We start from the raw sequence: 15,839 nt of genomic DNA, 5'->3' as shown, positions 1-15,839 counted from the left end.
TCGCGAGCAGGCTCGCTCCCACAGTTGATCATCTGTGACCTGTCTCACCGCAAAGAAAATGCCCCGCACTTGGCGGGGCATTTTTATTGCGGCTAACGACGCTTACAGGCCGTCGAGCATCGCCTTGTTCCGCACCGCGCCCTTGTCGGCGCTGGTGGCGAGCAGGGCGTAGGCCTTGAGCGCGGTGGTGACTTTGCGCGGACGCACTTCCACCGGCTTCCAGCCTTTGTTGTCCTGTTCGACGCGGCGACCGGCCAGTTCTTCGTCGCTGATCAACAGGTTGATCGAGCGGTTCGGAATGTCGATCAGGACCTTGTCGCCATCGCGCACCAGGCCGATGGCACCTCCAGCCGCCGCTTCCGGCGAGGCGTGGCCGATGGACAGGCCCGAGGTGCCGCCAGAGAAGCGGCCGTCGGTCAGCAGGGCGCAGGCTTTGCCCAGGCCCTTGGACTTCAGGTAGGAGGTTGGGTAGAGCATTTCCTGCATGCCCGGGCCGCCTTTCGGACCTTCGTAGCGAATGATCACGATGTCGCCGGCCTTCACTTCGTCGGCGAGGATGCCGCGCACGGCACTGTCCTGGCTTTCGAAAATCTTCGCGTTGCCTTCGAACACATGGATCGACTCGTCGACGCCGGCGGTCTTCACCACGCAGCCGTCCAGGGCGATGTTGCCGTACAGCACGGCCAGGCCACCTTCCTTGGAGTAGGCGTGCTCGACGCTGCGGATGCAGCCGTTTTCACGGTCGTCGTCCAGGGTTTCCCAACGGGTCGACTGGCTGAACGCGGTTTGCGTAGGAATGCCTGCCGGGCCGGCCTTGAAGAAGTGATGCACGGCTTCGTCGGTGGTCTGGGTGATGTCCCACTTGGCGATGGCTTCGGCCATTGTCTTGCTGTGCACGGTCGGCAGGTCAGTGTGCAACAGGCCGCCACGGGCCAGGGAACCGAGGATGCTGAAGATCCCGCCGGCACGGTGCACGTCTTCCATGTGGTACTTCTGGATGTTCGGCGCGACCTTGCACAGTTGCGGCACATGACGGGACAGGCGGTCGATGTCGCGCAGGTCGAAATCGATCTCGGCTTCCTGGGCAGCGGCCAGCAAGTGCAGGATGGTGTTGGTGGAACCGCCCATGGCGATGTCCAGGGTCATGGCGTTTTCGAACGCCTTGAAGTTGGCGATGTTGCGCGGCAGCACCGATTCGTCGTTTTCGCCGTAGTAGCGCTTGCACAGCTCGACGATGGTCCGGCCGGCTTGCAGGAACAGTTGTTCGCGATCGCTGTGGGTAGCCAGGGTCGAACCGTTGCCCGGCAGGGCCAGGCCCAGGGCTTCGGTCAGGCAGTTCATCGAGTTGGCGGTGAACATGCCGGAGCACGAACCGCAGGTCGGGCAGGCGCTGCGCTCGTATTCGGCGACCTTCTCGTCAGAGGCGCTGGAGTCGGCGGCAATCACCATGGCATCCACCAGGTCGAGACCGTGGCTGGCAAGCTTGGTCTTGCCCGCTTCCATCGGCCCGCCGGAAACGAAGATCACCGGGATGTTCAGGCGCAGGGCAGCCATGAGCATGCCTGGGGTGATCTTGTCGCAGTTGGAAATGCACACGATGGCGTCGGCGCAGTGGGCGTTGACCATGTATTCCACGGAGTCGGCGATGATCTCGCGGCTCGGCAGCGAATAGAGCATGCCGTCGTGGCCCATGGCGATGCCGTCGTCCACGGCGATGGTGTTGAATTCCTTGGCAACGCCGCCGGCGCGTTCGATTTCCCGGGCGACCAATTGGCCCAGGTCCTTGAGGTGGACGTGGCCCGGTACGAACTGGGTGAAGGAGTTGGCAATGGCGATGATCGGCTTCTTGAAGTCGTCATCCTTCATCCCCGTGGCGCGCCACAAGGCACGGGCGCCGGCCATGTTGCGGCCATGGGTGGATGTTTTCGAGCGGTAATCAGGCATGGAGCACTCCGGGCGGCTAATCAGATATCAAAGGGGAAGTGAGCTTCTGTCGACGTCTGGAGCACCCGGGTTTGGCCGTGTGTCCGGAAGTGGCCGATGACTTTGCAGGATCACTGCGCGCCTCAGCATGAGCTCATAAACCCGCCGGGGATGAATGGCGATGAATGTCGCGATTCTACACCGCTGGCGCCAGGATGAAATGACGCAAAGCGCTGATCGGACGCCAATGTCGCGCTTGGGATGACGACTGGCAGGGTTCAGCCGACCAACAACCTGCTGTTACGCTGTCGGACCAGGGTATTGAGCCCCAGCCCCAGGAGGCTGAGCAACATCAGGCACAGGGCTAGCGTGACCTGCATATCCAGCGGGGTAAGGCTGATGGTTGCACTGGCCAGCCCGCCGACGATGAAGATCAGCACGCTGCCGGCCGAGGCGGATGTGCCGGCTTGCTCCGGGAATCTATTCATTGCCAGGGTGTGGGCCGCCGCCCGGGCAATGGTCGTTCCGGCGGTGCACACGATCATGGGCAGCAGCAGGGTGGCGACCGACAAGCCCAATTGGCGGGAGAGCCCGAGCATCAAGACACCCGCCGCCAGGATCAGGCCCAGGCCGGTGATTATTTGCGTCTGTGGGTCGATTCGATTGCTCAGCAGAGTCGCCACCGCTCCGCCGCCAATATAAGCCAGCCCGTAGCCCAGCAGTGCCCACGAAAAGGCCTCGGGCGAGAGTTGCAACTGATCGATGAGCACCAGCGGCGAAATGACGATGAACGAAAAATGGCAGGAAAAGGCCAGTGCCGATGTCAGCCAATAGGCCATGAAGCTGAAGTCGCCGCAGACCTTTCGATAGGAGGCAATGAAGTCCAGGCGCCGCCGTGGGTGACCCGCCGGGGAAGGCTTGAGTAACAGGCTCGCGCCCACAAACACGCCGACGGCCAGGGCGACGAACACCAGGAAGCTGCCGCGCCAGCCCATCCAGCTTTGCAGGCCGGTGCCGGCCAGGGGCGAAACGGAAATGAAAATGCCGCCGCAGGTGACCAGGAAAATACGCAGTCGCTGCTGCTCCTGGCCGGTGAACAGGTCCTGGATCAACGCTTGGGACAGCACGAAACAACCGCATCCCAAGGCCTGGACGACACGGAAAAACACAAAGGACCAGTAGTCATTGGCGAGGACGCAACCCGTTGCCCCGATGGCTGAGACGCTGATCCCGATCAGCAGCAGGTTCTTTCGCCCCGTGGCATCGGAGAGTGGACCGACCAGCAGTTGCGAAAGGGCGATGCCCACCGCGTACAGACTGACCGACAGGGCAATGTCCGACGATGAGCGTCCAAAATGCTCGGAAAGGGCGGAGAACGAGGGCAGCACGACATCGATTGGAAAGACACCGAGCAATGTCAGCGTCAGCAACAAGCCAACGGTGGCCGGTTTGCGGCTAGCCAGGCGGTTTTGCGGATCGGTCATCGACGAGTTCCAAGGCGTACCTGAGGGGCGCTTTCAATCCTAATGCGTCATGCCCGCCAGGCGCCGGGGAGATTGAGTAGGAAGGCTCTGGTAATTGCGTGGGGGTTCTCCTACAAGGCTTTTGCTGGTGAGTGATTTTTGCGCTGGAGACTGATCGGACGCGCAAAAAAAATCGCAGCCAAGGCTGCGATCGGGATGTCTCTCGACAGAGGGGCGCAGGGCGACTGCCCTGGCCCCGCCCGGCCTTAGCTGTTGGGCAACAACCGGCAGGTAATGCTCTTGATGTAGCGGGTTTCGGCGATGGCCGGGTGTACCGGATGGTCCGGCCCCTGGCCGCCGCGCTCGAGCAGTTGGATGTTGCGGTCCAGATGGCGGGCGCTGGTCAGCAGGATGTTTTGCAGGTCGTCTTCGGGCAGGTGCATCGAGCACGACGCGCTGACCAGGATGCCGTCCTTGCTGAGCAGGCGCATGGCTTGCTCATTGAGGCGGCGATAGGCGCCTTCGCCGTTCTTCAGGTCCTTCTTGCGCTTGATGAAGGCCGGTGGGTCGGCCACGATCACGTCGAAACGCTCTTCGCTGGCCTTGAGCTCCTTCAGGGCCTCGAACACATCGCCTTCGATGCAGGTCAGTTTCTCGGCAAAGCCGTTCAACGCGGCGTTGCGCTCGACGCCATCGAGGGCAAAGGCCGAGGCATCGACGCAGAACACTTCACTGGCGCCGAACGCTGCGGCTTGCACGCCCCATCCGCCGATATAGCTGAACAGGTCCAGTACGCGCTTGCCCTTGGCATAGGGTGCCAGGCGTGCGCGGTTCATGCGGTGGTCGTAGAACCAGCCGGTTTTCTGGCCTTCCATGACCGGCGCTTCGAACTTCACGCCGTTCTCTTCCAGGGCGACCCATTCCGGCACCAGGCCGAACACGGTCTCGACGTAGCGGTTCAGGCCTTCGGCATCGCGGGCGGCGGAGTCGTTCTTGAACAGGATGCCGCTGGGCTTGAGCACCTGGGTCAGGGCGGCGATCACGTCGTCCCTGTGGGCTTCCATGGTGGCGGAGGCGATCTGCACCACCAGGATATCGCCGAAACGGTCGACCACCAGGCCCGGCAGCAGGTCGGAATCGCCGTAGACCAGGCGATAGAACGGCTTGTCGAACAGGCGTTCGCGCAACGACAGCGCTACGTTGAGGCGATGCACCAGCAGGGATTTGTCCAGCGGCAGCTTCACGTCACGGGACAACAGGCGGGCGCAGATCAGGTTGTTGGGGCTCATCGCGACGATGCCCAGCGGCTTGCCGCCGGCGGCCTCGAGGATGGCCTGGTCGCCGGCCTTGAAGCCGTGCAGAGGGGTGGCCGCTACATCGATTTCGTTACTGTAGACCCACAGGTGGCCGGCGCGCAGGCGACGGTCGGCGTTGGCTTTGAGGCGCAGGCTAGGCAGGGACATGACGTCGCTCCGGAAAAAAGAGCGGGAGTATACCGTGTTGAAGTGTACGGCGGGTTTGAAGGGCGATGAAACGTGGGCGCGCGCCCTGTCGGCAAGCCGAACACGGAACCTGTGGCGAGGGGATTTATCCCCGCTGGGCTGCGAAGCAGCCCTAAAACCTGGGAACGCGATGCATTAGCCTGACCGAGCCAGCTATTTTGGGGATCGCTTCGCGCTCCAGCGGGGATAAATCCCCTCGCCACAGGTACATCGTGTCCCCGGCTCGACAGTTTGGCAGTGGCCTCGAGTTATCAAGCGGACAACGCGCTGAGCAACTCGCGGTTGAATGCCGGGATGTCATCGGGCTGGCGGCTGCTGATCAACGTGCCGTCCTTGACCACTTCCTGGTCGACCCAGTTCGCGCCAGCATTGACCAGGTCATCCTTGAGGGTCTTGTAGCTGGTCATGGTCTTGCCCTTGACCAGCCCGCTCGACACCAGCAGCCAGCCGCCATGGCAGATCACCGCAATGGGCTTGCCTGCCGCCTCGAAGCCCTTGACTAGTTTCTGCGCGTCGGGGTCGATGCGGATGGTGTCGGAGTTCTGCACGCCACCGGGCAGCACCACGGCGTCGTACTGCTCGACATTGGCGGCCTTGAAGGTCAGGTCAATCGGGAAGTCGTCGGCCGGCTGGTCATGGTTCCAACCCTTGACCTGGCCTTCACGGGCCGAAACGATGTCCACTTTGACGCCGGCCTGTTCCAGCGCCTGCTGGGGGCCTGTCAGTTCGGCTTGTTCAAAACCGTCGGTCACCAGGATGGCGACACGTTTGCTGTTCAGGGAGCCTGGCATGAATAAATCTCCTCAAGCTGAGTGACTGGACTGCCGACTCAAGCCTGTAGGCAGGCTTGGCTGTCGGCCCTGTAAAGTCCGAAGCCGATGCCTGGATGAAAGTTCCGCCGATCTACCCGGCGGTGTATCGGATCCATCTTTAAGGGTTAGAATCCCCACCTGACCCAGAGTGTGTACTCATGTCCCAAGAACTTTCCGCCGAACAGATCCAACAGTCCCTGCAAGGGATCAGTGTGCCGCCCCAGCCGCAGATCATGGTGGATCTGCAGATGGAACAGTACATGCCCGACCCGGACCTGGAGACCATCGCCAAGTTGATCTCCCAGGATCCGGGCCTCTCGGGGGCCTTGCTCAAGATCGTCAACTCGCCGTATTACGGCCTGCGCAACAAGATCACCTCGATCCAGCGTGCGGTGAACCTGTTGGGCAGCCGTTCGATCATCAACCTGATCAATGCGCAGTCGATCAAGGGCGAGCTGCACGACGACGCCATCGTCACCCTGAATCGCTTCTGGGATACCGCCCAGGACGTGGCGATGACTAGCCTGACCCTGGCCAAGCGGGTCGGCCTGGAGAATGGCGACGAAGCCTATGCGTTGGGCTTGTTCCACGACTGCGGCGTACCGCTGATGCTCAAGCAGTTCCCCAACTACATGGGCGTGTTGGAAGAGGCCTACGCCAATGCCAGCGCCGAATGCCGGGTGGTGGACACCGAGAACCGCGTGTTCAACACCAACCATGCTGTGGTCGGTTACTACACCTCCAAGTCCTGGCGCCTGCCGGATCACGTCAGCCAGGCCATCGCCAACCACCACAACGCCCTGGCGATCTTCAGCGACGAGTCTTCACGCAATAACAGCCAGCTGAAAAACCTGCTGGCGATCCTGAAAATGTCCGAGAATATCTGTGCGTCCCATCGGGTGCTCGGCAATCAGGCCGAAGACCATGAGTGGGCGTGTGTCGGGCCGTTGGTGCTCGATTACATCGGTTTGTCGGAATACGACTTCCAGACCCAGAAACAGGAAATTCGCGACCTCGCCTCTCGTTGAGTGCGCAGCTTCGCCTGACTCGAGAACCTCATGCCAGAACTGCCGGAAGTCGAAACCACCCGTCGCGGAATCGCCCCCCATCTTGAAGGCCAGCGGGTCAGCCGCGTGGTGGTCCGCGACCGTCGCCTGCGCTGGCCGATTCCGGAAGACCTCGATGTGCGGCTCTCGGGCCAGCGCATCGTGCAGGTGGAGCGGCGGGCCAAGTACCTGTTGATCAATGCCGAGGTCGGCACGTTGATCAGCCATCTGGGCATGTCCGGCAACCTGCGGTTGGTGGAGGTGGGCATGCCTGCCGCCAAGCACGAGCACGTGGACATCGAGCTGGAGTCCGGCCTGGCCCTGCGCTACACCGACCCTCGACGCTTTGGCGCGATGCTCTGGAGCCTCGACCCGTTCAATCACGAATTATTGATTCGCCTTGGTCCCGAGCCGTTGACCGACTTGTTCGATGGCGAACGGTTGTTCCAGCTCTCGCGGGGGCGCTCCATGGCGGTCAAGCCGTTCATCATGGACAACGCGGTGGTGGTGGGCGTGGGCAATATCTACGCGACCGAGGCGCTGTTCGCTGCCGGGATCGACCCGCGCCGGGCGGCCGGAGGCATTTCCCGGGCGCGTTACCTGAAGCTGGCGATCGAGATCAAGCGCATCCTCGCCCATGCCATCGAGCGCGGTGGCACTACGTTGCGGGACTTCATCGGTGGAGACGGCCAGCCCGGCTATTTCCAGCAGGAGCTGTTCGTCTACGGTCGGGGCGGGGAGCTGTGCAAGGTCTGTGGCACGGGGCTGCGGGAGATTCGCCTGGGCCAGCGTGCTAGCGTCTGGTGTCCGCGCTGCCAGAGCTGATTCGTCCTACGGTCTATAGTCAGTAGTCATACTGCTGCTAAGCCGAAGGACCGCCCCATGAATCTGTTTCGACCTGTCGTTCTTGCGCTGCTGCTGAGTGTCGGTTTGCCTGCCCTGGCGAACAGCGGCAGCGGCGACCCGCGCTACACCATCCAGAACCCGCCGGCCTTTGCCATGATCGGCGACCTGCTGATCGCTCGTCCGTTGCTGCTCGTCGCCACGGTGATTGGAACCGGGGCATTTGTGGTGTCCCTGCCGTTTACCGCGTTGGGCGGCGGGGTTGGAGATGCGGGGAAAGCGCTGGTGGTGGACCCGGCGAAGGCTACGTTCGTGCGGTGCCTGGGGTGTGGGGGGGAGGGATTCGAGCGGCAGGAGTGAGGTTGGCAGTTGGATCTGGGGAGCTGCTGATGGCCCCTTCGCGAGCAAGCCCGCTCCCACAAGGGATTTGCTTAAGACACAAATACTGTGGACATAGCCGATCCCTGTGGGAGCGGGCTTGCTCGCGAAGAGGCCCGCACGAGCGCTACAGAATTTTCTGGATCAAGCCTTGCCAGTGATCTTGCGATATTTCGCCATCAACTGTTCTTCAGTTTCCGGATGGGCTTCATCCAGCGGGATGCAATCCACCGGGCAAACCTGCTGGCACTGCGGTTCGTCGTAGTGGCCGACGCACTGGGTGCACAAGTTCGGGTCGATGACGTAGATCTCCTCGCCTTGGGAAATGGCCTCGTTCGGGCATTCGGGTTCGCAGACGTCGCAATTGATGCAGTCGTCGGTGATGATCAGGGACATGCGGGCTCCTGCCGGGGCGTTGAGCCCGGGCATCTGAAAACGTATGGGCGCAATTGTGCCGCATTGGCGAGCGCAGTGCACGCGGGCGCGATGGACTGCGCTGTGCCGGGCTGCGAAGCGAGTCGCAGCCCGCGGGTCATTTCTTGAAGCGCAGGGTCAGCGCATCGGCCACGGCCGGGTGGACGAACTTGCTGATGTCACCACCCAACGCCGCAATTTCCCGTACCAGCGTCGAGGAAATGAAGGAGTAGCGCTCCGACGGCGTCAGGAACAGGCTCTCGACGTCCGGTGCCAACTGGCGGTTCATGTTGGCCAGTTGGAACTCGTACTCGAAGTCCGAGACCGCACGCAGGCCGCGCAGGAACACGTTGGCGTTCTTTTCCTTGGCAAAGTGCGCCAAAAGCGTCGAGAAGCCGACCACTTCCACGTTAGGCAGGTGCTTGGTGACCTCGCGGGCCAGTTCCACACGTTGTTCCAGCGGGAACAGTGGGTTTTTCTTCGGGCTGGCGGCGACGGCAATGATTACGTGGTCGAACAGGCGCGCGGCGCGTTCGACCAGATCGCCATGGCCCTTGGTAATAGGGTCGAAGGTACCTGGGTACAACACTCGGTTCATCGCGTCGTCCTGGCGGGAGTCCGTTGGGGAGTCGGATGGTATCGCAGCCTTCTCGGTCGGCCAAGTCGGCTGTTGCGTAAGAAAGCACTATAGACGCTGCGAATAATCTGGATAGTCATGGGTTTTTCAGGCGTTCGGCCAGGGCCGTCGCCAATTGCGCGGTCAGCCCGTACACCGATAATTGTGGGTTGGCGCCGATGCTGGTGGGGAACAACGAGCCGTCATGGATCGACAGGTTGGCCAGTTGGTGATGGCGGCCCAGGCTGTCGGCGACGGCGCTTTGCGGGTCTTCCCCCATGGCGCAGCCACCCATCACGTGGGCACTGCCCAGGCGCGTGCGGTACAAGACCAGGTCGAGCCCGTCGATCAGCGTGCGGGCTTCGGCCAGGGTCTTTATGTAGCGAGCATCGCTGTGCACGGGCATGACGGCTTTGGCGCCGCCGGCAAACTGGATCTCGGCCATGCTATGGAAGGCCCGACGCAAGCCATCCCAGGCATACGGTGAAACGGAGTAGTCGAGCACAGGCGTGCCATCGCTGCGCAATTCGACGTTGCCGCCGGGGCTGTCCGGGTGAAAACCGTCACGCAACAGCGCCAGCATGGCGTGGGTATGGGGCAGTCGGGACATGTGCAAGGCGTTCTCGGGGCCGTACCCGCCCAGTAATGTGGCGGCGAGGGCCGGGTGCAAGGGCGGGACTTCGAGCTTGTAGGACATTTTGCCGGTGGTTCCGTCCTGCCATTGGAAATGATCCGAATAAATCGATTGTGGCGCACCGTAGAACGGGTTGATGACCTCGTCGAATTGCCCCGCGGACATGTTCACCAAATGCAGGAAAGTGCGCTTGCCCAAGCGTTCATGCGGGTCCGGCGCATCGGAGCGCAACAGCAGGCCCGGGCTGTTGATGCCGCCGCCCGCCAGCACGTAATGCCGGGCCTTGACGGTGATGCGCCGTCCCGTCGGCGCCACGCAACGTTCGTCCATGGCTTGGCATTCGAGGCCGATGACGGCATCGTTTTTGATCGTCAGGCGCTCGGCCCGCGCCAGGTAAAGCAGCGCGCCACCCTTGTCCAGCGTGGCCGGGATGGTGGTGACCAGCATCGACTGCTTGGCGTTGGTCGGGCAGCCCATGCCGCAATAGCCCAGGTTCCAGCAACCGCGTACGTTGCGCGGAATGACGTGCCAGGCGTAGCCCAATTGTTCACAGCCTTTGCGGATCACGTCGTTGTTGGCGTTGGGCGGAACAAGCCACGGTGCCACGCCCAGGCGTTGTTCCATCTGCTCGAACCAGGGCGCCATCTCGGCGGGGCCGTGGCCCTTGACGTTGTGCTCGGCAGCCCAGTGGTCGAGGGTCTGGTCGGGCGTGCGGAAGCTGGAGGTCCAATTGATCAGCGTCGTGCCACCGACGGCACGGCCCTGGAGAATGGTGATGGCACCGTCCTTGCTCATGCGCCCGAGGCCTTCCTGATACAGGCTGCCATAGGCCTGGTCTTCGAGCAGCTTGAAGTCATGGCTGGTCTTGAGTGGACCTTCCTCGATCAGCAATACCCGGTAGCCGGCGGCGCTGAGGATTTCCGCCGTGGTGCCGCCACCGGCACCGCTACCGACGATTGCCACGTCCGCTTCCAGGCTCAGGTCCTGGGTCAACTGCGCGCCGTTGTAGGTGGTCCAGCCACGGGCCAGGCCTTCGCGGAAGGGATCGGGTACGGGCATGTTCGGGGCTCTCTTATTGTTATGAGTTGACGATGACGAACCCTGTGGGAGCGGGCTTGCTCGCGAAGGCGGTGTGTCAGCTTGCATAAATGTTGAATGTACAACCGCATTCGCGAGCAAGCCCGCTCCCACAGGGGCCTGGTCTGGCTTTCAGACCGTTGGCGGCCCTGGATACCCGCAATGCGCCCAGGCCTCGGGGCGGCTGTACCAGGCCATCATTACCAGTTGCAGCAACGAACTGTGGCCTTGGCGCAGCAGGTCCAGCGAACTGTTTTCCCACCGCCCGAGGAACTGGCGGATGGCGTCGCTGCTGGCGTTTTCCCACGAAACCCAGACCCCGGTCAGTGGCCCGCGGGTGATGCCCAGCGTGAGCACGTCGAACAGCTGGTGCGTGAGCTTGAGCATCGCGGGGGACAAGTGAGCCAGGCCGCTGTCCAGGCTTCGCAGGGTCGCGTCAGTGGCGGTTGGGATTTGTCCGACGGCCACTGCGCCGTCCAGCAGCACGGGGATGATGCTGCGTAAAAATGGCAGGTCGCTGTCGCGCAGGACCGTCAGGCCGTTGGCCGGTTGGCTTGGCGAACAACCGCTCAGGCTGGCGCCCAGGCCGACAGTGGTCAGGAAGGCGCTGGCGCCGAGGCTGAATTTCAGCAGGCCGCGTCGTGACAGCGTGGGTGTATCGATGAGGCTTGGGTTCATTATTGTTATTACCCGGGAAGAGACGCGTCAGCGGACAAACAGCTTCTGGATCAGTTTCTGCAAAGGCTTGCCGTAGGGTGGATAAATCAGCTTCGCCGCGTTGAATCGCTGCTTGGTCAGCACACCCTTGTCCTTGCTGAAGGTCAGGAAGCCCTCATGCCCGTGGTAATGCCCCATTCCCGAGGGGCCGATGCCGCCGAACGGCATGTCGTCCTGGGCGACGTGCAGCAGCGTGTCGTTCAGGCAGACACCGCCGGAATGGGTTTCGTGGAGCACGCGATGCTGTTCGGCCTTGTTGTAGCCGAAGTAATAGAGCGCCAGCGGGCGAGGTCGCTGATTGATGTAGGCGAACGCCTGGTCCAGATGTTCATAGGGCACGATGGGCAGCAGCGGGCCGAAGATTTCATCCTGCATCACGGTCATGTCGTCGCTGACGTTGAGCAACAGACTGTGGGCCATGCGCCGCCCTTGGCCTTGCTCGAACAGCTCGATCAGCAGCGCGCCCTTGCTGGTGGCGTCGCTGATGTAGCCGTTGAGCCGCGCCAGCTGTCGTTCGTTGATGATTGCGGTGTAGTCCGGGTTGTCCGTCAGGGTCGGATAAAACCCGCGAACCGCCTTGCGATAGGCCTCGACGAATTCGCCGACGCGGCTCTGTGGCACCAGCACGTAATCCGGGGCGACACAGGTTTGCCCGGCATTCAGGGTCTTGCCGAAGGCGATGCGTTCGGCGGCGTCCTTGAGAGGTACATCGACCGACACGATGGCCGGAGATTTCCCACCCAGCTCGAGGGTGACCGGGGTCAGGTTTTCGGCAGCGGCGCGCATGACATGCTTACCGATGCTGGTGGCACCGGTGAACAACAGGTGGTCGAAGGGCAGCTTGGAAAACGCCATGCCGATCTCGGCCTCGCCAAGCACCACGCATACCAGGTCCTGGGGGAACACCCGGGCCAGCAATTGCTTGAGCAGCAGGCCGGTCGCCGGTGTCGACTCGCTGAGCTTGAGCATCACCCGGTTGCCCGCCGCCAACGCCCCTACCAGCGGCCCGATGGCCAGGAACAGCGGGTAGTTCCACGGCACGATGACCCCGACCACACCCAACGGCTGATACACCACCTTGGCTGACGCCGGTTGGAAGGCCATGCCGACCTTGCGCCGGGAGGGCTTCATCCAACCCCGGAGATGCCGGCTGGCGTAATGGATGCCATGCAGGCTCGGCATCAGCTCGGCCAGCAGTGTTTCGTCGGCGCTGCGGTGGCTGAAGTCCTGGCTGATGGCATCGATCAAGGCTTGGCGTTCGTTGCTCAACACCTCGCGCAAAGCCTTGAGCCATTGTCGGCGCTGTTCGGCCGGTGGCATCGGATGGGCGGCATAGGCCTGGCGCTGGGCATCGAAGAGCGACCGCAGCTCGTCCAGTTGTTGTTGAGACTCGTGCAGGTAGGCAATGTCGGCGGGCATCGTCGGGCACCGGATATTATTAGAGTGGGTGTTTTCTAGAGCTTATACTCTAGAAAGTCAATGGCATCCGTGACGGCTGTGGGTTTTTCCTGTGACCGATAGGTCGTAAGATGCCGATCAATGCCTTCGTCGAATTAAAGCCCAAACCATGGCCCCACGAATGAAAACCAGCGAGCGCATCGTGCAAAACAGCCTCGAGCTGTTCAACCAGCAGGGCGAGCGCAGCGTCAGCACCAACCACATCGCCGCCCACATGGACATGTCCCCAGGCAACCTCTACTACCACTTCCCCAACAAGCAGGCGATCATTGCCGTGTTGTTCAGTGAATACGAGAACCTGGTGGACAGTTTCCTGCGCCCGCCCCAGGGCCGTGCGGCCACGGTGGAGGACAAGCGTTTCTACCTGCAGGAGCTGCTGTCGGCCATGTGGCGCTATCGTTTCCTGCACCGGGACCTGGAGCATTTGCTCGACAGTGATCCGGACCTCGCGGCGCGCTATCGACGGTTTTCCCAGCGCAGCCTGATCCACGGTACCGCTATCTATGAAGGCTTCGTTGCCGCCGGCATCCTGAAGATGGACCGGGTGCAGATCGAGTCCCTGACCCTCAATGCCTGGATCATCCTCACATCCTGGGTGCGGTTTCTGTGCACCACGCGGGAAAATTTCAGCCACCTGAGTGAGCAGGCCATCAAGCGCGGCGTCTATCAGGTCCTGGTGCTGGAAGCCGGTTTCGTGACCGACCAGGCGCGCGACGCGGTGGATGCGCTGTTCAAAGAATTCTACGTCCCCCTGGCCCAGACCCTGGAGGAAGGGCAGTAGGACCGATCCCGACTTAGCCACAGGAGCTCACCATGCCCATTGCGCAACTCATCAGTCCTCAAGCCCTCGAACAGCGGCGATCACAGCCCGGGCTGGTCATCCTCGATTGCCGTTTTGCCCTGGAAGACCCGGATTACGGTCAGCGCAGTTATGCCGAGGGGCACATTGCCGGTGCGTCGTTCGCGGACCTTGAGCGCGACCTGAGCGGGTCGGTGACTAAAGGCGTGACCGGGCGTCATCCGCTGCCGGAGCCCGGGGCCTTGATAGAGCGATTCAAGGCCTGGGGGATCGATAACGATAGCGATGTCGTGCTGTATGACGACGGTCCCGGTGCCTATGCCGCGCGGGCCTGGTGGTTGCTGGTGTGGCTGGGCAAGCGCGATGGCGTGTACATCCTCGATGGCGGGCTCAAGGCCTGGCACGCCGCCGGCTTGCCTTTGAGCCTGGATCCGCCGCAGAACCATCGCGGGAATCTCAGCGGTGCGCCGGATGCGAGCCTGCTACTCAGTGCCCAAGCACTGCAACAACGCCTCGGCCAATCGGAAATGACCCTGCTCGATGCCCGGGCGCTGCCGCGTTTCAAAGGTGAAGTCGAGCCGATCGACCCGGTGGCTGGACATATCCCGGGCGCCCAGTGCGCTGCGTTCACCGACAACCTGGGCGCCGATGGCCGCTTCTTGCCGGCCGACCAGCTCAAGCAGCGCTTCGCCGAAAAACTGGGTGAGCGCTCGCCCACCGAGCTGGTGGCCTATTGCGGCTCCGGCGTGACGGCGTGTCATAACCTGTTTGCCTTGTGCCTGGCAGGGTATCCCTTGGGGAAACTGTACGCTGGCTCGTGGAGTGAATGGATCAACGATCCCCAGCGGGGCGTGGCGACGGGCGAATAAGCTCACACCCCAAACACCTGTGGGAGCGAGCCTGCTCGCGATGACGGTATGTCAGTCAACCTCAATGTCGCTGATCCACCGCTATCGCGAGCAGGCTCGCTCCCACAGGGGATTCTTGGTGAACACCCATTTCGCGAACACCCCGGAAAAAATTGTGGGAGCGAGCCTGCTCGCGATGCGGTGGATCAGTCAACATCAATGCCGCTGATCCATTGCTATCGCGAGCGAGCTCGCTCCCACAAGGGATTTGTTTGGGCTGTAAATCTTGCCATGGTCAGCCACGCCCCAGGCTGGCCAGCCAATCGGGAATCCGCCGCTCCAGATAGTACGCCGGGCGCCGCAGGGTCCCGTCGACAAACCCAACATGCCCGCCCTGGGCGTGAAGTTCGAGCCGGGTCGAGGCGGATAACTCGTCCGGTTCGGGCAGGCTGTGGGGGAATACAAAAGGATCGTCGGCGGCCTGGATGACCAGGGTCGGCGTGCTGATCCCCGCCATGAAATAACGGCTGGAGGCGCGACGGTAGTAGTCCGCCGCATCGGAGAACCCGTGCAGCGGCGCCGTCACTCGGCCGTCAAAATCCCAGAACGTACGCATGTTCTCCAGCGGGCCGAGCGCCGCCAGGGTCGCCAGGCCTTCGTGGCGTCCGTCGTGCTGGAACTGGCGTTGCTTGCTGCGCACATAGGCCACCAACTGCCGCATGAAATGCGCCTGGTAGAACTTGGAAAATCCCTGGCCGATGCGATCGGCGCACTGGTCCAGGCGAAACGGTACCGAGACCGCCACTGCTCCTTGCAACTGGCTGTCGCGGCCGGTTTCCCCCAGGTGCTTGAGCAACACATTGCCGCCCAATGAATAACCCACGGCAAACAGTGGTGCCAAGGGCCGTCGGGTGCGCAAATGGGCGATGGCGGCGGCCAGGTCTTCGCTGACGCCCGAGTGGTAGCTGCGGGGCAGCAGGTTCGGTTCGCCCGAGCAGCCACGCCAGTTCAAGGCCGCACTGGCCCAGCCCTGGCGGCCAAGGGCCTGTTGCAACCCGGCCACGTAAGGTGAGTTGGAAGAGCCGGTCAGCCCGTGCAGCACCAGCACCAGTGGTGCCTCGGCGCTGTGGGGGCCGTGCCAGTCGAGGTCGAGGAAATCACCGTCTTCCAGCCACAGGCGCTCGCGTTGGCGATCGATGTGAGTGGTCTTGCGCCATAACGGGCCCCACAGGGTTTGCAGGTGCGGGTTGCCAAGGCCCGGGGCGGGGACGAAACGTTCGGATGCGGCGGACATCATTCTTGTTCTCGA

General features: G+C 62.5%; 15 protein-coding genes. 5 read left to right on the top strand and 10 right to left on the bottom strand.

Annotated features, from left to right (window positions below; all coding sequences use genetic code 11):
• Positions 1-102: 102 nt before the first annotated feature.
• The 4 genes from ilvD to PSH86_RS28780 all read right to left on the bottom strand — a co-directional run bounded on the left by ilvD (position 103) and on the right by PSH86_RS28780 (position 5,679).
• Entirely contained in the window at positions 103-1,944 is a 1,842-nt protein-coding gene (ilvD, locus tag PSH86_RS28795) for a dihydroxy-acid dehydratase (protein ID WP_109752447.1), read from the bottom strand.
• Positions 1,945-2,201: 257 nt separating this feature from the next.
• A complete protein-coding gene (locus PSH86_RS28790) occupies positions 2,202-3,407 on the bottom strand; it encodes an MFS transporter (RefSeq protein WP_305486568.1) in 1,206 nt (401 codons plus the stop codon).
• A 245-nt stretch (positions 3,408-3,652) separates the two neighbouring features.
• Positions 3,653-4,849, bottom strand: a complete 1,197-nt coding sequence (locus PSH86_RS28785) for a class I SAM-dependent rRNA methyltransferase (protein ID WP_109752446.1) — start codon at positions 4,847-4,849, stop codon at positions 3,653-3,655.
• 290 nt (positions 4,850-5,139) lie between these two features.
• Positions 5,140-5,679 (bottom strand): type 1 glutamine amidotransferase domain-containing protein, encoded by a 540-nt coding sequence (locus tag PSH86_RS28780; RefSeq protein ID WP_163856274.1) that lies wholly within the window; start codon positions 5,677-5,679, stop codon positions 5,140-5,142.
• A gap of 233 nt (positions 5,680-5,912) precedes the next feature.
• Between PSH86_RS28780 and PSH86_RS28775 the strand changes: the two genes are divergently transcribed.
• Genes PSH86_RS28775 through PSH86_RS28765 form a run of 3 tightly spaced genes read left to right on the top strand, consistent with a single transcriptional unit; the run spans position 5,913 to position 7,949 of the window.
• Positions 5,913-6,728, top strand: coding sequence for an HDOD domain-containing protein (locus PSH86_RS28775; RefSeq protein ID WP_162893932.1), 816 nt, complete (start codon positions 5,913-5,915; stop codon positions 6,726-6,728).
• Between the two features lie 30 nt (positions 6,729-6,758).
• Complete coding sequence (gene mutM / locus PSH86_RS28770) at positions 6,759-7,571, top strand: bifunctional DNA-formamidopyrimidine glycosylase/DNA-(apurinic or apyrimidinic site) lyase (RefSeq protein WP_003206537.1); 813 nt, start codon at positions 6,759-6,761, stop codon at positions 7,569-7,571.
• A gap of 57 nt (positions 7,572-7,628) precedes the next feature.
• On the top strand, positions 7,629-7,949 hold the full coding sequence (locus tag PSH86_RS28765; protein WP_305486563.1) for a multidrug transporter: 321 nt from the start codon (positions 7,629-7,631) through the stop codon (positions 7,947-7,949).
• Between the two features lie 162 nt (positions 7,950-8,111).
• Here the strand turns inward: PSH86_RS28765 and PSH86_RS28760 are convergent, their stop codons facing one another.
• From PSH86_RS28760 to PSH86_RS28740, 5 genes are all read right to left on the bottom strand, one after another.
• Positions 8,112-8,363, bottom strand: a complete 252-nt coding sequence (locus PSH86_RS28760; protein ID WP_003206534.1) for a YfhL family 4Fe-4S dicluster ferredoxin — start codon at positions 8,361-8,363, stop codon at positions 8,112-8,114.
• Between the two features lie 136 nt (positions 8,364-8,499).
• The gene (gene coaD / locus PSH86_RS28755; RefSeq protein ID WP_109752438.1) at positions 8,500-8,979 is read right to left on the bottom strand and encodes a pantetheine-phosphate adenylyltransferase; all 480 of its coding nucleotides are present in this window, start codon (positions 8,977-8,979) and stop codon (positions 8,500-8,502) included.
• 115 nt (positions 8,980-9,094) lie between these two features.
• Positions 9,095-10,690: a GMC family oxidoreductase gene (locus PSH86_RS28750; protein ID WP_305486556.1), complete on the bottom strand. Its 1,596-nt coding sequence runs from the start codon at positions 10,688-10,690 to the stop codon at positions 9,095-9,097.
• A gap of 150 nt (positions 10,691-10,840) precedes the next feature.
• A complete protein-coding gene (locus tag PSH86_RS28745) occupies positions 10,841-11,386 on the bottom strand; it encodes a twin-arginine translocation pathway signal protein (RefSeq protein ID WP_109752434.1) in 546 nt (181 codons plus the stop codon).
• 27 nt (positions 11,387-11,413) lie between these two features.
• Positions 11,414-12,844 carry a coniferyl aldehyde dehydrogenase gene (locus PSH86_RS28740; protein ID WP_305486553.1) on the bottom strand — a complete coding sequence of 477 codons (1,431 nt, stop codon included), beginning with the start codon at positions 12,842-12,844 and terminating at the stop codon, positions 11,414-11,416.
• Positions 12,845-12,992: 148 nt separating this feature from the next.
• Here PSH86_RS28740 and PSH86_RS28735 point away from each other — a divergent pair, with 148 nt between their 5' ends.
• Both PSH86_RS28735 and PSH86_RS28730 read left to right on the top strand, forming a co-directional pair.
• Entirely contained in the window at positions 12,993-13,664 is a 672-nt protein-coding gene (locus PSH86_RS28735; RefSeq protein ID WP_109752430.1) for a TetR/AcrR family transcriptional regulator, read from the top strand.
• Between the two features lie 32 nt (positions 13,665-13,696).
• Complete coding sequence (locus tag PSH86_RS28730; protein ID WP_109752428.1) at positions 13,697-14,551, top strand: sulfurtransferase; 855 nt, start codon at positions 13,697-13,699, stop codon at positions 14,549-14,551.
• A 274-nt stretch (positions 14,552-14,825) separates the two neighbouring features.
• Here PSH86_RS28730 and PSH86_RS28725 read toward each other — a convergent pair whose 3' ends face one another.
• On the bottom strand, positions 14,826-15,824 hold the full coding sequence (locus PSH86_RS28725) for a hydrolase (protein ID WP_109752949.1): 999 nt from the start codon (positions 15,822-15,824) through the stop codon (positions 14,826-14,828).
• Positions 15,825-15,839: the final 15 nt, after the last annotated feature.

The organism is Pseudomonas sp. FP2300 (assembly GCF_030687595.1).
Classification (GTDB): Bacteria; Pseudomonadota; Gammaproteobacteria; order Pseudomonadales; family Pseudomonadaceae; genus Aquipseudomonas; species Aquipseudomonas bijieensis.
Note: the sequence above shows the minus strand (reverse complement) of the source record. Positions and strands in the feature narration are given on the sequence as shown.